Raw genomic sequence first — 15,618 nt, forward strand, 5'->3', positions numbered from 1 at the left:
GTCTGGCGACCCCTCTGACCTGGGGTCGACCCGACGGTACCAGGCGCGCGCGGGGCTTCCGGCGGGTGGTGTGCGTCGCTTTGTCGAAGCCTGTGGACGGTACCGGCTTGACCTGGTGACAACTGTGGGTAACCATTACTCTGCGTGTTGATTTGACCTGACCCGCGGCAGTCCTTAGCGCCGACGGGGCGAACGAATGGAGAACCGCCGCATGGGCGACTACGCCAAGGCGCTTGGGGCCAAGCTCCGCGCCATCCGCCAGCAGCAGGGGCTGTCGCTGCACGGCGTCGAGCAGAAGTCCGGTGGCCGCTGGAAGGCCGTCGTGGTCGGCTCGTACGAGCGCGGCGACCGCGCCGTCACCGTCCAGAAGCTGGCCGAACTCGCGGACTTCTACGGCGTTCCGGTGGTGGAACTCCTGCCCGAGGGCCGCGTCCCGTCCGGCGCCGAACCGGCCACCAAGATCGTGATCAACCTGGAGCGGCTGCAACAGCTGCCCGCGGAGAAGGTGGGCCCGCTCGCCCGCTACGCCGCCACGATCCAGAGCCAGCGCGGCGACTACAACGGCAAGGTCCTGTCCATCCGCACCGAGGACCTCCGCTCGCTGGCCATCATCTACGACATGACCCCCGGCGAGCTCACCGAGCAGCTCATCGACTGGGGCGTGCTGCCCCCCGAGGCGCGCCCGTCCAAGGAGGACTAGGTTCGTCGACACCCGACCAGGCAGACGGGGATGCTGCCCGGTCGGGTGTTCCGCGTCCTGACGGCCGCGCCCGGCCGCCGGGGACACTCCTGGCGCTGCCCACCGCTTCATGACGCCTCTCACGGACTGTCCGCGCATCTGGGATGGGCCGGGGGCCTTCGCCGCTTCCACGGGCCGCTGAGCGCCCGCAGCGCGGAGAGTTCCGGTGGGCGGAGTCCACGAGCTGGGGTGTCCGCGCCGCGGGGCGGAGTGGCCGCGGGGCGGAATGGCTCGGGGCGGGGTGGCTCAGGGCCGGGGTGTTCGTGGGGCGGATGACCCGGGGCGGGCGGCTCGGGGCGGCAAGGAGGCTCCGCTGCGCGCAGGAGCAGATGGCGCGACGTGGGATGGCCATTGCGACGGCCGGATGTCGCGTGTGCGGCCCGCAACGGGACTCGGGCACCCACAACCCGCCGAATACAGAACGACCCCCGCCTCAGGCGAGGCAGGGGTCGTCCCGAGCCAACGGCTAGAGAGTCGCGCGCAGCCGGTCGGCGATGCCGCCGATGCGGCCGAGTACGCCGTTCACGAACCGGGGCGAGTCGTCCGTGGACAAGGACTTGGCCAGTTGGACGGCCTCGTCGATGGCCACCGCGTCCGGTACGTCGGTCGCCCACAGCAGTTCGTACAGGCCCAGTCGCAGGACGGCCAGGTCGACGGCGGGCATGCGGGCCAGGGTCCAGCCCTCGGCGTGTTCGGTGAGCAGTTCGTCGATGCGGACCCGGTGCTTGGTGACGCCTTCCACCAGGGTCACGGTGTAGTCGTTGACCGGGGGGACGTCCGGGGAGCCGACCCGGTCGGCCAGCAGGGTCACCGGGTCGGAGTCGCGGACGGCGGCCTCGAACAGAAGGTCCACCGCCCGTTTACGGGCTTTGCTGCGCGCCCCCACGTCAGGAGGAGACGCGGCCGAGGTACCGGCCGTCGCGGGTGTCGACCTTGACCTTCTCGCCGGTGGTCACGAACAGCGGCACCTGGATCTCGGCGTCGGTCTCCAGCGTGGCGGGCTTGGTGCCGCCGGTGGAGCGGTCGCCCTGCAGGCCGGGGTCGGTGTGCTTGATGACCAGCTCGACCGAGGTGGGCAGTTCGATGAACAGCGGCGCGCCTTCGTGCGAGGAGACCGTCACCGAGCTGTTCTCCAGCAGGAACCGGGACTGCTCGCCGACCACCTCGGCGGTGATGTTGATCTGCTCGTAGGTGTCGCCGTCCATGAACACGTACTCGGAGCCGTCGTTGTACAGGTAGGTCATGTCACGCCGGTCGACGGTGGCCGTCTCGACCTTGACGCCCGCGTTGAACGTCTTGTCGACGACCTTGCCGGTCAGCACGTGCTTGAGCTTGGTCCGCACGAACGCGGGGCCCTTGCCGGGTTTCACGTGCTGGAACTCGACGACGGTCCACAGCTGGCCCTCAAGGTTGAGCACCAGGCCGTTCTTCAGGTCGTTGGTCGAGGCCACTGGCTGGATCTCCTGTATGTCCGCACGGGATGCCGACGGTCCCCGGGCGGGTCCGTGTGACGACCGTGAGCTGCTTGGTGGGTCAGCGCGGGAGCTCGGTGACCGCGACGGTGACCGCCATTCCGGCGGAAAGTGTACCGTCGCCGCTTCCGCGCGTGACCCGGCACCTCATGGACCTCCGGCCACGAGCCTACCCTGGGGTAACAAGCGCCCGGCCGGGCCGTGTTCCCCGGGTCCGCGCCGGGGCGGGAAGAGGGCGGGATGACGCGCTGGGTGTGGCGGGGTGCGGTGTCGGCGGTCGTGCACGCCGTGGTGGCGGTGGCGGTCGCCGCGCTCAAGGCGGGCGATCCGGTCGGCTGGTCGACGGTGGAGGCCCTGGCGTTGGGGCTCGTGGTCGGGGTCGCGGCGGTGTGGGCGGCGGTGGACGGTTGGCAGGACGTGCCTGATCGCGGTCGGGTCTGGGTGTTCGCGGCGCTGGTCGCGGGCTGGGGTTCGGCGGTGTTGGGCGTGCTCGGTCGAGCGGTGTTCGTGGATCAGACCGGGGTCAGTTCGCTGGGTTCGGCGTTGACCGGCGGGGCCGCGTTCACCGCGCTGCTGGTCCTGGTCCCGGCCGGACTCGGCCTGCTGGTGGGCCCCCGGCTGGACCGCCGTCGTGCGGACGAGGAGCCTCGCCCGCACGACGTGCGCTAGTGGGAGAGATCAAACCAACGCGCGGACGTCGGCGGTGGTGTGCGGGGTGCCGTCCAGGCCGAGGACGCCGTTCTGCAGGCCGCCCGACGTCGGTCCGATCACGAGGATCGTCTGCGCGGTGGCCGACAGCAGCGTGAGAATCCCGCTGGGACTGTCCCGACCGGTGCGTTCACTCTCCGCGCGGATCACCGACCTGGCGGCGGGATAGCCCGCGCAGGTGCCGATGCCGGGCAGCACTGTGTTCGATTCCTCCCGCCGCCCGCCCCACTCTTCCCCGCCCGGCATCGTTCCCGACCTGACAGCTCGCCGTCACCAGGGCGGCGTGGCTGTCGCGTAGCCCATTGCCGCAGCCGCGAACGCGGGTATCGGGGCCCGCGGTCTAGACCACCCGATCGGGCGAGCGCGGACTTCACGATTGGGTGAGCCGTGCCAGCAGGGACAGGGCCCTCAGGACCTCCTGTCGCTCACCCTCGGTGAACTGCTCGCCGAACGCGCGGGCGAGCCACTCGCGGCGGGCCTGTCGGTCGCCCTCGATCCGGTTCCGACCCGCCTCGGTGAGCGTGATCAGCTGTCGGCGCCCGTCCTCGGGGTCCGGCTCGCGCTGGACGAGTCCCTGCTTCTCCAGCCCGGCGACGGTGGCCGCCATGGACTGCGGTCGGACCCGCTCGGCGGCGGCGAGCACGCTCGTGGACGAGACGCCCTGTTTGTCCAACCTGCTCAGCACGGCCGCCTGGGACGGGGTCAGGTCGTGCGTGTCGGCGACCCCGCGCAGGCCGGTGCGCAGCCTGCTGAACAACGCCCGGAGCTCGCGCGCGGACCGCACCGCGGAGTCGGGGAGCTCGTCGTGGTCCGCCGTCATGGGTTCGACGGTAGGTTCGACAGGCCGAACTGTCCAGTCTGAGCTGTCTATATGCCGGGTTGAGTGGCTCGCAGACATACGCGGAGTGACCTCAAATCCCCCGATGTCATGGATTCCGGCGAACCGGGATGCGCCGGGACCGGTACGAGGCGACCCTCCGAGAGAGTCCCCGAACGCCGATTCGCCCAGGAGGTTCCCGTGGCAATGCCGGAACGGTCACCGGACACCACGTCCATCGACGCACAGCTGCGCAGGCTCGGAATCGACCCCAAGGACACCGACCTCCTGCCCGTGATCAACCCGAACACCGTCCGCCCCGAGTCCTGGCACCTGCAGCGCGAGGGCACCGTCTGGCACGGCGTGCTGGGCAGGCCGCAGACCATGCGCTACAGCCACGGCCAGCCAAGGGCCATCTCGAAGATCGTCATCAACGACACCCCGGTGGCGATCCAGCGCACCCTCAGCGGCCGGGAGAAGATCGGCACCTCGACCACGATGTCGATGTCGCACACGCTGGAGGCCGAGTTCTTCGACGTGATGAAGGAGACGGTCACCTCGGCGTTCGACATCCCGTGGGACAGCGAGCGGGAGTACGTGCAGGACGTGGAGGTCACCATCCCGGTCGGGAAGATGATGTGGCTGGAGCTGATCCCGTCGCTGCGCACGGTCGAGGGCGAGTTCCTGTACGTCTACTCGCTGTCCGGCCTCGTCATCGTGGACTGGAGCGGCCGGTTCAGCGGCTCGGTCACCGCGCCGGGCGCGGCGGGCGAACCGGCGGACATCATCCAGGTCAAGGAGGCCCCGGCCCCGGCGAACCTGGTCGAGAGCCTGTCCGCCTCGATGGACCCGCACGACGGCGGCATCGAGCTGCCCGCCGAGCTGGCGGCCGTGATCATCGGCGGGGCCGAGGCGCGGACCGTGGAGATCCCGCGCCAGGGGCTGCCGATCACGGTGTCCTGAGCCGCCTTCCGGACTGTCGCGGTCGGACAGTCGGCCGAGGTCGTGGATGTTCCCGGGTCGGCGTGGACCACCGCTCCGGCCCGGGGTTCCGCGCGTGCGGGCCCGGCCTCGCTTGTGGACAGTCGGCGCGGGTCAGCGGGCGTTGGTGGCGAGCCAGCGGAGGGCGAGGGTGTAGCCGTCGACGCCCAGGCCGACGATGACGCCCGCCGCGATGGCGGACAGGTGGCTGTGCTGCCGGAAGTCCTCGCGCTTGTGCACGTTGGAGATGTGGACCTCGATCAGCGGCGCGGTGAGCTGGGCGGCGGCGTCGCGGACGGCGATCGAGTAGTGCGTCCAGGCGGCGGCGTTGAGGACGACCGGGATGCCCGCGTCGGCGGCCTCGTGCAGCCAGGCGATCATCTCACCCTCGTGGTCGGTCTGCCGGACGTCGACGTCCAGGCCCAGCTCGCGGCCGGTGTCCCGGCACAGGTCGGCGAGCTGGGCGTGCGTGGTGCTCCCGTAGACCTGGGGTTCGCGCAGGCCGAGGCGACCGAGGTTGGGTCCGTTGAGGACCAGGACCCTCACAGCAGCACCCCGCGCGGCTTGTCGGTGGCCACGGCCGAGTACGCGGCGGCGAGCAGGGCCGGGTCGGGGCCCTCCAGGCGGGTCGGCTTGGCGAGGCCGTCGAGCACCACGAACCGCAGCACGCCGGACTTGGTCTTCTTGTCGCCCAGCATGTACTCGATCAGCTGCGGCAGCGCGTCGGTGTCGTAGCTGGTCGGCAGGCCCAGCGCGGTGAGGATGGCGCGGTGCCGGTCGGCGGTGGCGTCGTCGAGCCTGCCCGCGAGCCGGGCCAGCTCGGCGGCGAAGACCAGGCCGACGCTGACGGCGGCGCCGTGCCGCCAGCGGTAGCGCTCGCGGCGCTCGATCGCGTGGGCCAGGGTGTGGCCGTAGTTGAGGATCTCGCGCAGGCTGGACTCGCGCAGGTCGGCGGACACCACGTCGGCCTTGACCTGGATCTTGCGGCGGATCAGCTCGGGCAGCACGGTGCCGGTCGGGTCGAGCGCGGCGTCCGGGTCGGCCTCGATCAGGTCGAGGATCACCGGGTCGGCGATGAAGCCGCCCTTGACCACCTCGGCCATGCCCGCGACCAGCTCGTTGCGCGGCAGCGTGGTGAGGGTGGCCAGGTCGACCAGCACGGCCGAGGGCTCGTGGATGGCGCCGACCAGGTTCTTGCCCGCCTCGGTGTTGATGCCGGTCTTGCCGCCGACCGCCGCGTCGACCATGCCCAGCAGCGTGGTGGGCACGTTGACCAGACGGATGCCGCGCATCCAGGTGGCCGCGACGAACCCGGCGAGGTCGGTGACCGCGCCGCCGCCGATGGCCACCACGGTGCCCTGGCGGTCCATGCCCATCCGGCCGAGGACCTCCCAGCAGAACGCGGCCACCGCCAGCGCCTTGCCGTCCTCGGCGTCCGGGATCTCCACGGTGTGCGCGTCCAGGCCCGCGGCGGTCAGCTCGTCGCGGGTGGCGGTCGCGGTCGACGCCAGCGTGGCGGTGTGGATGACCGCCACCTTGGACGACCCGCGCACGGCCTCGACCAGCTCGGCGAGCAGTCCGGACCCGATGACGACGTCGTAGGGGTGGTCGCTGCCGACGCGGACGCGCACGGGCTGTTCGGTCACCGCTGCTCTCCTTCGGACTCGGGCGGTTCGGACCCGGACGGTTCGGACGCGGGCAGGTGGTCGAGGAGCCGGGCGACGATCTCCTCGGGGGCGGCGGTGTCGGTGTCGACCTCGACGGTGGCCACCTCCCGGTAGAGCGGGAGCCGGGCGTCCAGGAGCTGTTTGAAGGTCGAGCGCGGGTTGACGCCCGCCAGCAGCGGCCGGGCCGTGGACAGCCCGGTGCGCCGCACCCCCTCGCCCAGCCCGACGTTGAGGAACACGACCGTGTGCCCGCTCAGCGACGCCCGCGTGTCGGCGTTCATGATCGCCCCGCCACCGAGGGCGAGCACACCGTCATGCTCGACGAGCGCCGTCCCGACCGCTTCGGCCTCCAGGACCCGGAACGCGGGTTCGCCGTCCTCGGTGAAGATGTCGGAGATCGGTTTGCCCGCCGCGGCGACGATGTCGGCGTCGGTGTCCCGGAACCCGACCCCGAGGGCGGCGGCCAGCGCCTCGCCCACGGTGGTCTTGCCCGCCCCCGGCGGCCCGACCACCACCGCGACCGGGCTCACCACCGGTCCCGCAGCGCGTCGAGGTATCCGGCGACGTTCCGCTTCGACTCGGCCAGCGAGTCGCCGCCGAACTTCTCCAGCGCCGCCTCGGCCAGCACCAGCGCCACCACCGACTCCAGCACGACCCCGGCCCGCGGCACCGCGCACACGTCGGACCGCTGGTGGATGGCGACGGCCGGTTCCCCGGTGACGACGTCCACGGTCGACAACGCGCGCGGCACGGTGGAGATCGGCTTCATGGCGACGCGGACCCGCAGGGGCTCCCCGTTGGTGATGCCGCCCTCCAGCCCACCCGCCCGGTTGCTGCGGCGGGTGACCCCGGTGACCGTGCCCTCGGCTCGGTCCATCTCGTCGTGCGCCTCGCTCCCCCACCGCTGCGCGGTGGTGAAGCCGTCGCCGATCTCGACGCCCTTCATCGCCTGCACGCCCATCAGCGCGCCCGCCAGCCGCGCGTCCAGCCGCCGGTCCCAGTGCACGTGCGACCCGAGGCCCGGCGGCAGCCCGTAGGCGATGACCTCGATGACGCCGCCGACCGTGTCCCCGGCCTTCTTGACGGCCTCCACCTCGGCCACCATGGCGTCGGTCCCCGCCTGCCCGAACGCGCGCACCGGACTCTCGTCGACGGCGGCCAGGTCACCGGGTCCGGGCAGCTCGCCCTCCGGCGCCACGGCCTTGCCGATCGAGACGACGTGGCTGACCACCTCGACCCCGAGCAGCTGCCGCAGGAACGCCCGCGCCACGGTGCCGAGCGCCGTGCGCCCCGCGGTCTCCCGCGCGCTGGCACGCTCCAGGACGGGCCGGGCCTCGTCGAACCCGTACTTCTGCATGCCCGCCAGGTCGGCGTGCCCCGGCCGGGGCCGGGTGAGCGGCTCGTTGCGCCCCAGGTCGGCCAGCTCGTCGACGGCCACGGGATCGGCCGACATGACTTTCTCCCACTTGGGCCACTCGGCGTTCTCGATCCGCACCGCGATCGGCCCACCCTGGGTGAGCCCGTGCCGGACCCCGCCCAGGATGTCGACCGAGTCGGTCTCGAACCCCATCCGCGGACTACGCCCGAACCCCAGTCGGCGCCGCGCCAACTGCTCGTCGAGATCGGCCGTGGTGACCTCGACCCCGGCCACCATGCCCTCCAGCACGGCGACCAGCGCGGGCCCGTGTGACTCTCCAGCGGTAATCCAACGCAGCACAGCCCAGATCCTGTCATGACCGGCACCGTCCCCGACGCGCGACTGACCTGCCCGCAGAGCGGACGAACCACATCGGCATCCGAACACCGCAACGGGACAAGCCCCGCACCTCGTCTGTCAGATGGCACACACTCCTCTCAGGGGGACATCACCCATGTCATCGGCACCCATGTCACCGCTCACGTCACCGCGCGGAACCACACCTGTCAGCACGACTCCCGTCAGACCCGCTCCCGTCCGAACCAACGCCGCTGCCGTCCGGACGACAGCGCTCACGGTCTTGGTGTTCACGGTCTCGGCACTCGCCCTCTCGGCGTGCGCCCCCACCCCCACCATCAACGCCATCCCCGCCACCCCGTACAGACCCACCTCGACCACCGGGGCAGGCGCCGCGCCTCCGCGCACCGCCCAGCCGACGACGACGACCACGACGACACCGGCCGTCTACGACAACCAGTCCCCCGAGCATCCGAGGACCGGCCCGGCCGACCCCGAGGTGGGTGCCCGATACCCGTTCGACCTCCTCTCCCATTGCGGCGCGCGGTTCGCCCGCTTCGGCGGGCGAGAGTGGCACGCGGTCGAACCGTCGGCCGATCCGAATGACGACATGAGAATCGGCAGCGTCAACTACCTGCCCGGAATCATGGAACTCACCGCCGCGAACCGATTGCGGTTCACGGTCGACCGGGGCAGCCGGGAGCTCCCTGGCGCGGTGATGACATTCGAACCGACACGCCAAGAGATTCCGCTCTGTCAATAGCGTCTCCTACGTGGGCACGAGCGGGAAGGCGGGTAGGGACAGGGTGTAGGTGGCGGCGAGCAGACCTGGGCCGTGCGGGACTCCGTCATGCCACCGGGGATGTCGAACAAGGTGCAGCGCCAGTGTCACGGCGGCGGCGAGTAATGGGGCCACCACGAGCGCCCAGGGCCCGACCGCTCCCAGATAGGCCCCGAGCGTGAAGGACAGCTTCACGTCCCCCATGCCCAGCTCCCCCGGAAACCACCGATGGATCAACACATGCAGCCCCCCGAACGCCACGACCCCGACCAGCGCGTTCCACAGCAACCCGACCCCCGGACCCAGCGCGGCAGCCACGGCCAGTAACGCCAGACCGACCGGAAACGCAGGCAGGGTCAGCAGATTCGGCAGACGACGATGGCGCAGGTCGATCACCGCCAGCGGAACAGCCACCCATACCAGGAACAACACGGCAGGCAACCACCACGCGGGCACCACACCACACGCCGTCAGCGCACAGGCGAAGCCGCCGAGCAACGCGGCAGGCAGCTCATACCAGCCGGGCCCCACCGCCAGCGACGGATCGGCACGGTCCAGGAATCGTCGGACCAGCGCACCGGCACCGCATCCGCTCAATGCCCCGAACATCGCGGCGACACCAATAGAAACACCGAGCCCACGCGGCAGCAGAACAGGAACAGCATAACCGGCAGGCAACAGCGGCAGGCAGAGAGCGACGATTCGACGGACAGGCAGGACAGCGAGACGGTTTCGCATGGATAACTCCTTTCCTCGCCATCAACAGTGCCAGGAAAGAAGCCGCCGCGCACTCACACAATACGGTGGGGACAACTTGTTTGACAGAATTCCGAAACCGTGCTCAGAACGGTAGCGCGTGAATCCCGCCGGTAGCCTCGAACAGGGCGTCCCGCATCGCCGAGCGGGGCGCGGTCAGGCCGGTGAAGTGGGTGGACTGGTCGAAAGCCTGGTGCAGCAACATGTCCAGCCCGGTCACCACCCGCCCACCCGCCGCCGCCACGGCAGTCGCCAGCGGGGTCGGCCACGGGTGGTAGATCACGTCGAGCAGGCACGGCACCGAAGCCAAATCCGTCCCGAGACCAGCGGCAGCAGCAGGGGGAACGGTGTTGACCAGGACAGCGCACTCGGCAGCGAGCCCGGAAAAGGGGGCCTCCGCCCACGCCACCACCCGCAACGGCAGCGACAGCCGATCCGCGCACTCCACCGCGTCCACGGCCCGAGCCGGATCCCGCACCACCACCACGGCCGACGTAAGCCCGAGATCCACAAACCCGGCCAAGGCGGCACAGGCCGTCCCCCCGGCCCCGAGCACGACCCCGAGCCCGCCGCCGCCACCGAACCCACCGGCCCGCAGTGCACCGGCGACACCCGAGACATCGGTACAGTCCGCCAACCAGCCGTCACCGGCCCGGACCAGCGTGTTCGCCGCCCCCACGGCCACCGCCCGCTCCGTGACCGAGGAAGCCACCGCCAACGCGGCCCGCTTCCCCGGCATCGTCACCGACAGACCGACCCACTCGGGCCCGAGCGATGCCACGAACCCCGGCAGCGTCTCCGCGTCGCACTCCACCCGCGAGTACGTCCACGGCAACCCCAACGCGGCGAACGCGGCGCCGTGCAGGACAGGCGACAACGAGTGCGCCACCGGCGATCCGAGGATCGCCGCGCGCCGCTCAGTTGTAGGCACCGTTGTCCTGTGCGCGTTTGACGTTGGCCTTGTGCTCCTCGAACGTGTTCGCGAAGCAGGACAGGCCGTTCTTCTCGCAGCGGACGAAGAACACCCACGCGCCGTCCGCGGGCTTGGACGCCGCCTCCAGGGCCTCCTTGCTGACCGCCGCGATCGGCGTCGGCGGGAGCCCCAGGTTGGCGTAGGTGTTGTACGGGCCCGCCTTCGCCCGGTCCTCCGGCTTGGTGAGGATGGCGGGCCGGTCGAGCACGTAGTTGACCGTGGAGTCGTACTCCAGCTTCATGCCCTGCGCGAGCCGGTTGTAGGTGACCCGGGAGACCTTGGAGAAGTCCGCCGACACGGCCTCGCGCTGCACCAGCGACCCCATGGTCAACACCTGGTAAGGCGTGAACCCGGTGGCGTCGGCGATCGCGGGCATGCCCGCCGCCTGCATGCGGGCCGAGGAGTCGGCGAGCAGCTTCTGCCAGACCTCCTCCGCCGACGTGCCCGGCTTGACCTCGTACACGTCCGGCATGACCAGGCCCTCCAGCCTGCGCCGGGGCTCGGGGGCCCGGTTGGCGTCGGCGACGGCCCACTCCGGCACACCGAGGGCGGTCAGGTCGGCGGTCTCGGCGACCTTGCGCAGGTCCTCGACCGACACGCAGGTCTTGGTGCCGTTCAGCTCGGCGCAGCTGGCCTTGGCGATCAGCGTCAGCACGCCTGCGGTGACGTTCTGGCCCGCGGCGATGTCGTCGAGCTGGGTGCCTGCCCTGATCTGCAGGTTGCCCACCCGCGACTGCTCGTCGGTGATCTTGGAGACGGCGGCCTGGCCGGAGCTCTTGGTGCGCATCACGTAGTAGCCGGGCTGCACCGCGCGGACCTTCGAGTCGTCCTCGGCGGCCGCGACGAACGCCCGCGAACTGGCCACGATGCCCTGGTCGTGCAGCCGGTTGCCGATGTCGCCGGTGCTGTCGCCTGGCTTGACCTCGAACACCACGTCGGACTCGCCGGAACCGGCGAAGTCGTCGTAGTCGCCGATGCCGGAGAGCTGGCGCCAGCCGTAGTAGGCGCCGCCGCCGATGATCAGCAGCAGTACCGTGCCGAGGACCGCGAGCTTGAGGCGCCTGCGGTCGCGGCGCGGTCGCTCGGTGCGGTCCTCCTGCTCCTCGAACAGGTCGAGTTCGTCGGTCATCCTTCCGCCTCCGCAGATCGGGCGAGCGCCGTGGACCGAGCGTCCAGCCACGACTGCAGGATCTCCACTGCCGCGGCCTGGTCCACGACGGCGCGCTGGCGCTTGCCGCGGACCCCTCGTTCGCTGAGCATCCTGGACGCGGACACGGTGGTGAGCCGTTCGTCGGCCAGCCGCACCGGGACCGGTGCGATCCGGCCTGCCAGCTCCGTGGCATAGGCGTGCGCGGTCTCGGCCGCGGTGCCGTGCCGCGCGGCGAGTGTCCTGGGCAATCCGACCACCACTTCGACCACCTCGTGCTCGGCGACGAGCTCGGTGAGCCGGTCGAGGTCGCTGCCCGACCGCTCGTCGCGGGACAGCGTAACGAGGGGAGTGGCCAGAACGGGAGTCGGATCGCTCACCGCGACCCCGACGCGGACGGAGCCGACGTCCACGGCGAGCCTGCGGCCACGCCCCGGATCGTCGGCTCCAGGCCGGTCTGGTTTGGGTGGTTTCACCCGGTCAGCGCCCCACGCAGGGCGTTCACCGCCGCGCCGATCCCGGCCGGGGTGGTGCCTCCGCCCTGGGCCAGGTCGGGCTTGCCGCCGCCGCGGCCGCCGATGGCCGCGGCGAAGGACGGCACGAGCTTGCCCGCGGCGAGGCCGTTGTCCCGGGCGGTCGAGGTGGTGGCGACGACGAAGGCGACCTTCTCGCCCTCGGCGGAGAACAGGGCCACCACGCCGGGACGGGACCCGAGCCGGTTGCGGACCTCGATGGCCAGCGTGCGCAGGTCGTTGCCGCCGACGCCGTCCGGCACCTGCAACGCGACCAGCGCCGTGCCGTCGACGTCCTCGGCCTTGTCGGCCAGCGAGCCTGCGGAGGACAGCAGCTGTCCGGCGCGCAGCTTCTCCAGCTCCTTCTCGGCGTTGCGCAGCCGGTCCACCAGGGCCTCGACCCTGGCGGGCACCTCGGCGTCGGGCACCTTGAGCATGGCGGCCAGGTTCTGCACCAGGGCCCGCTCGGTGGCCAGGTAGCGCATGGCGTCGATGCCGACATAGGCCTCCAGGCGGCGGCTGCCGGAGCCGACGGACGACTCGCCGATGACCGTGATCGGGCCGATCTGCGAGGAGTGCTCGACGTGCGTGCCACCGCAGAGCTCGCGCGACCAGGGGCCGCCGATCTCGACGACGCGCACGGTCTCGTCGTAGGTCTCGCCGAACAGGGCGACCGCACCCAGCTCCTGGGCGCCGCCCATGTCGGTGTAGACGACGCGCACCGGCAGGTCGTTGCGCACGGCCAGGTTGGAGACCTCTTCGATCTCGCTGCGCGTCTCCGGAGAGAGAGCCCCGGACCAGGCGAAGTCCAGCCGCAGGTAGCCCGGCTTGTTGTACGAGCCGCTCTGCAGGGCGGTCGGGCCGAGCACCTCGCGCAGCGCGGCGTGCACCACGTGCGTGCCGGAGTGGCCCTGCCGGGCGCCGATCCGCCACTCGGGGTCGACGTTGGCCTCGACCTGCTGCCCCTCGACGATCTCGCCGCTACGCACCCGTACCTGGTGCACCCACAGCTTGCGGGCCACCTTCTGCACGTCCAGCACTTCCAGCTCGACCCCGGCGGCGGTGATGGTGCCCGCGTCGCTCTCCTGGCCGCCGGACTCGGCGTACAGCGGCGTGCGATCCAGCACGACCTCGACGATCTCGCCCTCGACCGCGCTGCGCACCCGGGCACCCTCGCGAACCAGGCCGCGCACGGTGGCCTCGGCCGACAGCGTCTCGTAGCCGAGGAACTCGGTGCCGCCCTGGGCCAGCAGGTCGCGGTAGACGGTCTGGTCGCCGTGCCCGGTCTTGCGGGCGGCGGCGTCGGCCTTGGCGCGGGCCCGCTGCTCGGCCATCAGCTCGCGGAACCCGGCCTCGTCGACGGTCAGCCCCTTCTCGGCGGCCATCTCCAGGGTCAGGTCGATCGGGAAGCCGTAGGTGTCGTGCAGCTGGAACGCCTTGTCGCCGGGCAGCTCGGCGCGGCCGTCGGCCTTGATCTGGTCGGCGGCCAGGTCGAAGATGCGGGACCCGCTGGCCAGGGTGGCCAGGAAGGTCTCCTCCTCCTTGCGCATCACGGACTCGATGCGCGGGAAGTCGGTGGCCAGCTCCGGGTAGGACGGGGACATGGTGTCGCGCACGACAGCGGCGAACTCGCCGAGCGCCGGCTCGGTGACGCCGAGCAGGCGGGCCGAGCGGACGATCCGGCGCAGCAGGCGGCGCAGCACGTAGCCGCGGGCCTCGTTGCCGGGGGTGACGCCGTCGCCGATGAGCATCATGCCGCTGCGGGCGTGGTCGGCGATGACGCGGAACCGCACGTCGTCGACCTTGTTCCCGGCCCCGTAACGGCGGCTCGACATCTCCTCGGCCTTGCCGATCACCGGCCGGACCAGGTCGGTCTCGTAGACGTTGTCGACGCCTTGGAGCAGGGTGGCCACCCGTTCGATGCCCATGCCGGTGTCGATGTTCTTGGTGGGCAGCGAGCCGACCGGCCGGTGCCCGGCCTTGGGGCTCAGCTCGCCGCGCTCGTCCTGCATGAAGACGAGGTTCCAGATCTCCAGGTACCGGTCCTCGTCGGCGACCGGGCCGCCCTCGCGGCCGTGCTCCGGGCCCCGGTCGTAGTAGATCTCCGAGCAGGGGCCGCCGGGACCGGGCACGCCCATGTCCCAGTAGTTGTCCTTGCCGTCTCGGCGCTGGATGCGGCTCTCCGGCAGGATCTTGCTCCAGAGCGCGAAAGCCTCGTCGTCGTCGTCGTAGACGGTGGCCCACAGCCGGTCCGGGTCCAGCTCGTAGCCCTCGGTGATCAGCGACCAGGCCAGCTCGATGGCGCCCTCTTTGAAGTAGTCGCCGAACGAGAAGTTGCCCGCCATCTGGAAGAACGTGTTGTGCCGGGTCGTCTTGCCGACCTCGTCGATGTCCCCGGTGCGCACGCACTTCTGCACGCTGGTGGCCCGCGGGTACGGCGGCGGGACCTGGCCGAGGAAGTACGGCTTGAACTGGACCATGCCCGCGTTGACGAACAGCAGGTTCGGGTCCTCGAAGATCAGCGAGGCGCTGGGCACCAGGGTGTGCCCGCGGCCGGTGAAGTGGTTCAGGAAACGGCTGGAGATCTCGTGGGTCTGCACAGGTGGTCCTCTGTCGGGCGGAGAAAGGGTCGTCGGCGGCGGCGAACGGCTCCGTCAGCCGTTCGCCCGACGCGCTCGCGCGTCCGGCCTGCGCCGGGGACCCGGGGTGACGCCGGACCGGCGCTCCACCTCGTCGGCGAGCTCGCCCTCCCGCTCGACCATGCCCGCGCGCACGTCCGCGCCGAACGAGCCGATCGCCCCGGCCAGCTCGTGCACGGCGTCGCCGATGTTGCCCGCGATCCCCGCGGGCGTCATGGCGTGCGCGGTGTTCTTCGCCTTCCGGGTGAGCGCGATCCCCGCGGCGACACCGACCCCGAGCCAGAACAGCCGCCTCATGCCTTCCTCCGCCGCTTCCGCGAGTGCTTGCCCTCGTCGCCCTTGGCCTTGCGGCGGGCCCGGACGGCCTTGCTGACGCCGTAGGACAGCGCGGCCATCTTGACCAACGGCCCACCGAGCGTCGCGGTGAACACGGAGGCCAGCGCCGACACGTTGCCGGTGACCGCCTGTGCGTGCGCGGTGATGCCGTCCACCCGTTCGAGCTGGGTGTTGACGTGGGTCAGGGTCGTGTTCGCACCGGAGAACAACGGATCGCTGTTCTCGTGCGCCTTGCGGATCGCGATGGTGGCCTCGTCGAGCGTGCGGCCGAGCTTGACCAGCACGATCCCCAGCAGCAACACCAGCAGTACGAACGCGCCAGCAGCCACCAGCGCGGCGATCTGCCCTGCTGTCACGAGCCCTCCTCCGACCTTCC

General features: G+C 71.2%; 19 protein-coding genes. 4 read left to right on the forward strand and 15 right to left on the reverse strand.

Going from position 1 to position 15,618, the window contains the following annotated elements:
- The first annotated feature begins 211 nt into the window (after window positions 1-211).
- The gene (gene bldD / locus C503_RS0131325; RefSeq protein ID WP_018686187.1) at window positions 212-700 is read left to right on the forward strand and encodes a transcriptional regulator BldD; all 489 of its coding nucleotides are present in this window, start codon (window positions 212-214) and stop codon (window positions 698-700) included.
- Between the two features lie 505 nt (window positions 701-1,205).
- Here the strand turns inward: bldD and nusB are convergent.
- On the reverse strand, window positions 1,206-1,625 hold the full coding sequence (gene nusB, locus C503_RS0131330) for a transcription antitermination factor NusB (RefSeq protein ID WP_026316886.1): 420 nt from the start codon (window positions 1,623-1,625) through the stop codon (window positions 1,206-1,208).
- 1 nt (window position 1,626) lies between these two features.
- Entirely contained in the window at window positions 1,627-2,190 is a 564-nt protein-coding gene (gene efp, locus C503_RS0131335; protein WP_018686189.1) for an elongation factor P, read from the reverse strand.
- 261 nt (window positions 2,191-2,451) lie between these two features.
- On the opposite strand from efp, the gene C503_RS0131340 reads away from it, so the two are divergent.
- Complete coding sequence (locus C503_RS0131340; protein ID WP_018686190.1) at window positions 2,452-2,880, forward strand: B-4DMT family transporter; 429 nt, start codon at window positions 2,452-2,454, stop codon at window positions 2,878-2,880.
- Between the two features lie 9 nt (window positions 2,881-2,889).
- Here the strand turns inward: C503_RS0131340 and C503_RS0131345 are convergent, their stop codons facing one another.
- Window positions 2,890-3,165, reverse strand: a complete 276-nt coding sequence (locus C503_RS0131345; RefSeq protein ID WP_156893642.1) for a hypothetical protein — start codon at window positions 3,163-3,165, stop codon at window positions 2,890-2,892.
- Between the two features lie 124 nt (window positions 3,166-3,289).
- Entirely contained in the window at window positions 3,290-3,739 is a 450-nt protein-coding gene (locus C503_RS0131350) for a MarR family winged helix-turn-helix transcriptional regulator (RefSeq protein ID WP_018686192.1), read from the reverse strand.
- Between the two features lie 198 nt (window positions 3,740-3,937).
- Here C503_RS0131350 and C503_RS0131355 point away from each other — a divergent pair, with 198 nt between their 5' ends.
- Window positions 3,938-4,699 carry a hypothetical protein gene (locus tag C503_RS0131355; protein ID WP_156893643.1) on the forward strand — a complete coding sequence of 254 codons (762 nt, stop codon included), beginning with the start codon at window positions 3,938-3,940 and terminating at the stop codon, window positions 4,697-4,699.
- Window positions 4,700-4,831: 132 nt separating this feature from the next.
- Here C503_RS0131355 and aroQ read toward each other — a convergent pair whose 3' ends face one another.
- Genes aroQ through aroC form a run of 4 tightly spaced genes read right to left on the reverse strand, consistent with a single transcriptional unit; the run spans window position 4,832 to window position 8,101 of the window.
- A complete protein-coding gene (gene aroQ / locus C503_RS0131360) occupies window positions 4,832-5,263 on the reverse strand; it encodes a type II 3-dehydroquinate dehydratase (RefSeq protein ID WP_018686194.1) in 432 nt (143 codons plus the stop codon).
- Window positions 5,260-6,363 carry a 3-dehydroquinate synthase gene (gene aroB, locus C503_RS0131365; protein ID WP_018686195.1) on the reverse strand — a complete coding sequence of 368 codons (1,104 nt, stop codon included), beginning with the start codon at window positions 6,361-6,363 and terminating at the stop codon, window positions 5,260-5,262. The genes aroQ and aroB overlap by 4 nt, the downstream gene beginning before the upstream one ends.
- Window positions 6,360-6,914, reverse strand: coding sequence for a shikimate kinase (locus C503_RS0131370; RefSeq protein WP_026316887.1), 555 nt, complete (start codon window positions 6,912-6,914; stop codon window positions 6,360-6,362). Before C503_RS0131370 ends, aroB begins: the two co-directional genes overlap by 4 nt.
- The gene (gene aroC, locus C503_RS0131375) at window positions 6,911-8,101 is read right to left on the reverse strand and encodes a chorismate synthase (RefSeq protein ID WP_026316888.1); all 1,191 of its coding nucleotides are present in this window, start codon (window positions 8,099-8,101) and stop codon (window positions 6,911-6,913) included. Before aroC ends, C503_RS0131370 begins: the two co-directional genes overlap by 4 nt.
- A gap of 283 nt (window positions 8,102-8,384) precedes the next feature.
- Between aroC and C503_RS0131380 the strand changes: the two genes are divergently transcribed.
- Window positions 8,385-8,861: a hypothetical protein gene (locus tag C503_RS0131380; RefSeq protein WP_156893644.1), complete on the forward strand. Its 477-nt coding sequence runs from the start codon at window positions 8,385-8,387 to the stop codon at window positions 8,859-8,861.
- Window positions 8,862-8,867: 6 nt separating this feature from the next.
- On the opposite strand, the gene C503_RS41510 is transcribed toward C503_RS0131380, so the two are convergent.
- From C503_RS41510 to C503_RS0131415, 7 genes are all read right to left on the reverse strand, one after another.
- Window positions 8,868-9,617, reverse strand: a complete 750-nt coding sequence (locus C503_RS41510) for a prepilin peptidase (RefSeq protein WP_084477411.1) — start codon at window positions 9,615-9,617, stop codon at window positions 8,868-8,870.
- Between the two features lie 103 nt (window positions 9,618-9,720).
- Window positions 9,721-10,566, reverse strand: a complete 846-nt coding sequence (locus C503_RS0131390; protein ID WP_084477412.1) for a shikimate dehydrogenase — start codon at window positions 10,564-10,566, stop codon at window positions 9,721-9,723.
- On the reverse strand, window positions 10,553-11,737 hold the full coding sequence (gene mltG / locus C503_RS0131395) for an endolytic transglycosylase MltG (RefSeq protein WP_018686201.1): 1,185 nt from the start codon (window positions 11,735-11,737) through the stop codon (window positions 10,553-10,555). The genes C503_RS0131390 and mltG overlap by 14 nt, the downstream gene beginning before the upstream one ends.
- On the reverse strand, window positions 11,734-12,231 hold the full coding sequence (ruvX, locus tag C503_RS0131400; protein WP_026316890.1) for a Holliday junction resolvase RuvX: 498 nt from the start codon (window positions 12,229-12,231) through the stop codon (window positions 11,734-11,736). Before ruvX ends, mltG begins: the two co-directional genes overlap by 4 nt.
- The gene (gene alaS, locus C503_RS0131405) at window positions 12,228-14,867 is read right to left on the reverse strand and encodes an alanine--tRNA ligase (protein ID WP_018686203.1); all 2,640 of its coding nucleotides are present in this window, start codon (window positions 14,865-14,867) and stop codon (window positions 12,228-12,230) included. Before alaS ends, ruvX begins: the two co-directional genes overlap by 4 nt.
- A 54-nt stretch (window positions 14,868-14,921) precedes the next feature.
- Entirely contained in the window at window positions 14,922-15,203 is a 282-nt protein-coding gene (locus tag C503_RS0131410) for a hypothetical protein (RefSeq protein ID WP_018686204.1), read from the reverse strand.
- Window positions 15,200-15,598, reverse strand: a complete 399-nt coding sequence (locus C503_RS0131415) for a DUF948 domain-containing protein (RefSeq protein ID WP_018686205.1) — start codon at window positions 15,596-15,598, stop codon at window positions 15,200-15,202. Before C503_RS0131415 ends, C503_RS0131410 begins: the two co-directional genes overlap by 4 nt.
- Between the last annotated feature and the right edge of the window lie 20 nt (window positions 15,599-15,618).

This window comes from Actinokineospora enzanensis DSM 44649, assembly GCF_000374445.1.
In the GTDB taxonomy this organism is placed as follows: domain Bacteria; phylum Actinomycetota; class Actinomycetes; order Mycobacteriales; family Pseudonocardiaceae; genus Actinokineospora; species Actinokineospora enzanensis.

Bases quoted from the DNA above. Each gene is read 5' to 3' on its own strand.
- mltG (WP_018686201.1), bottom strand. From the start codon at position 11,737: ATGACCGACGAACTCGACCTGTTCGAGGAGCAGGAGGACCGCACCGAG.
- C503_RS0131350 (WP_018686192.1), bottom strand. From the start codon at position 3,739: ATGACGGCGGACCACGACGAGCTCCCCGACTCCGCGGTGCGGTCCGCG.
- bldD (WP_018686187.1), top strand. From the start codon at position 212: ATGGGCGACTACGCCAAGGCGCTTGGGGCCAAGCTCCGCGCCATCCGC.
- C503_RS0131340 (WP_018686190.1), top strand. From the start codon at position 2,452: ATGACGCGCTGGGTGTGGCGGGGTGCGGTGTCGGCGGTCGTGCACGCC.
- C503_RS0131345 (WP_156893642.1), bottom strand. From the start codon at position 3,165: ATGCCGGGCGGGGAAGAGTGGGGCGGGCGGCGGGAGGAATCGAACACA.
- C503_RS0131410 (WP_018686204.1), bottom strand. From the start codon at position 15,203: ATGAGGCGGCTGTTCTGGCTCGGGGTCGGTGTCGCCGCGGGGATCGCG.
- C503_RS41510 (WP_084477411.1), bottom strand. From the start codon at position 9,617: ATGCGAAACCGTCTCGCTGTCCTGCCTGTCCGTCGAATCGTCGCTCTC.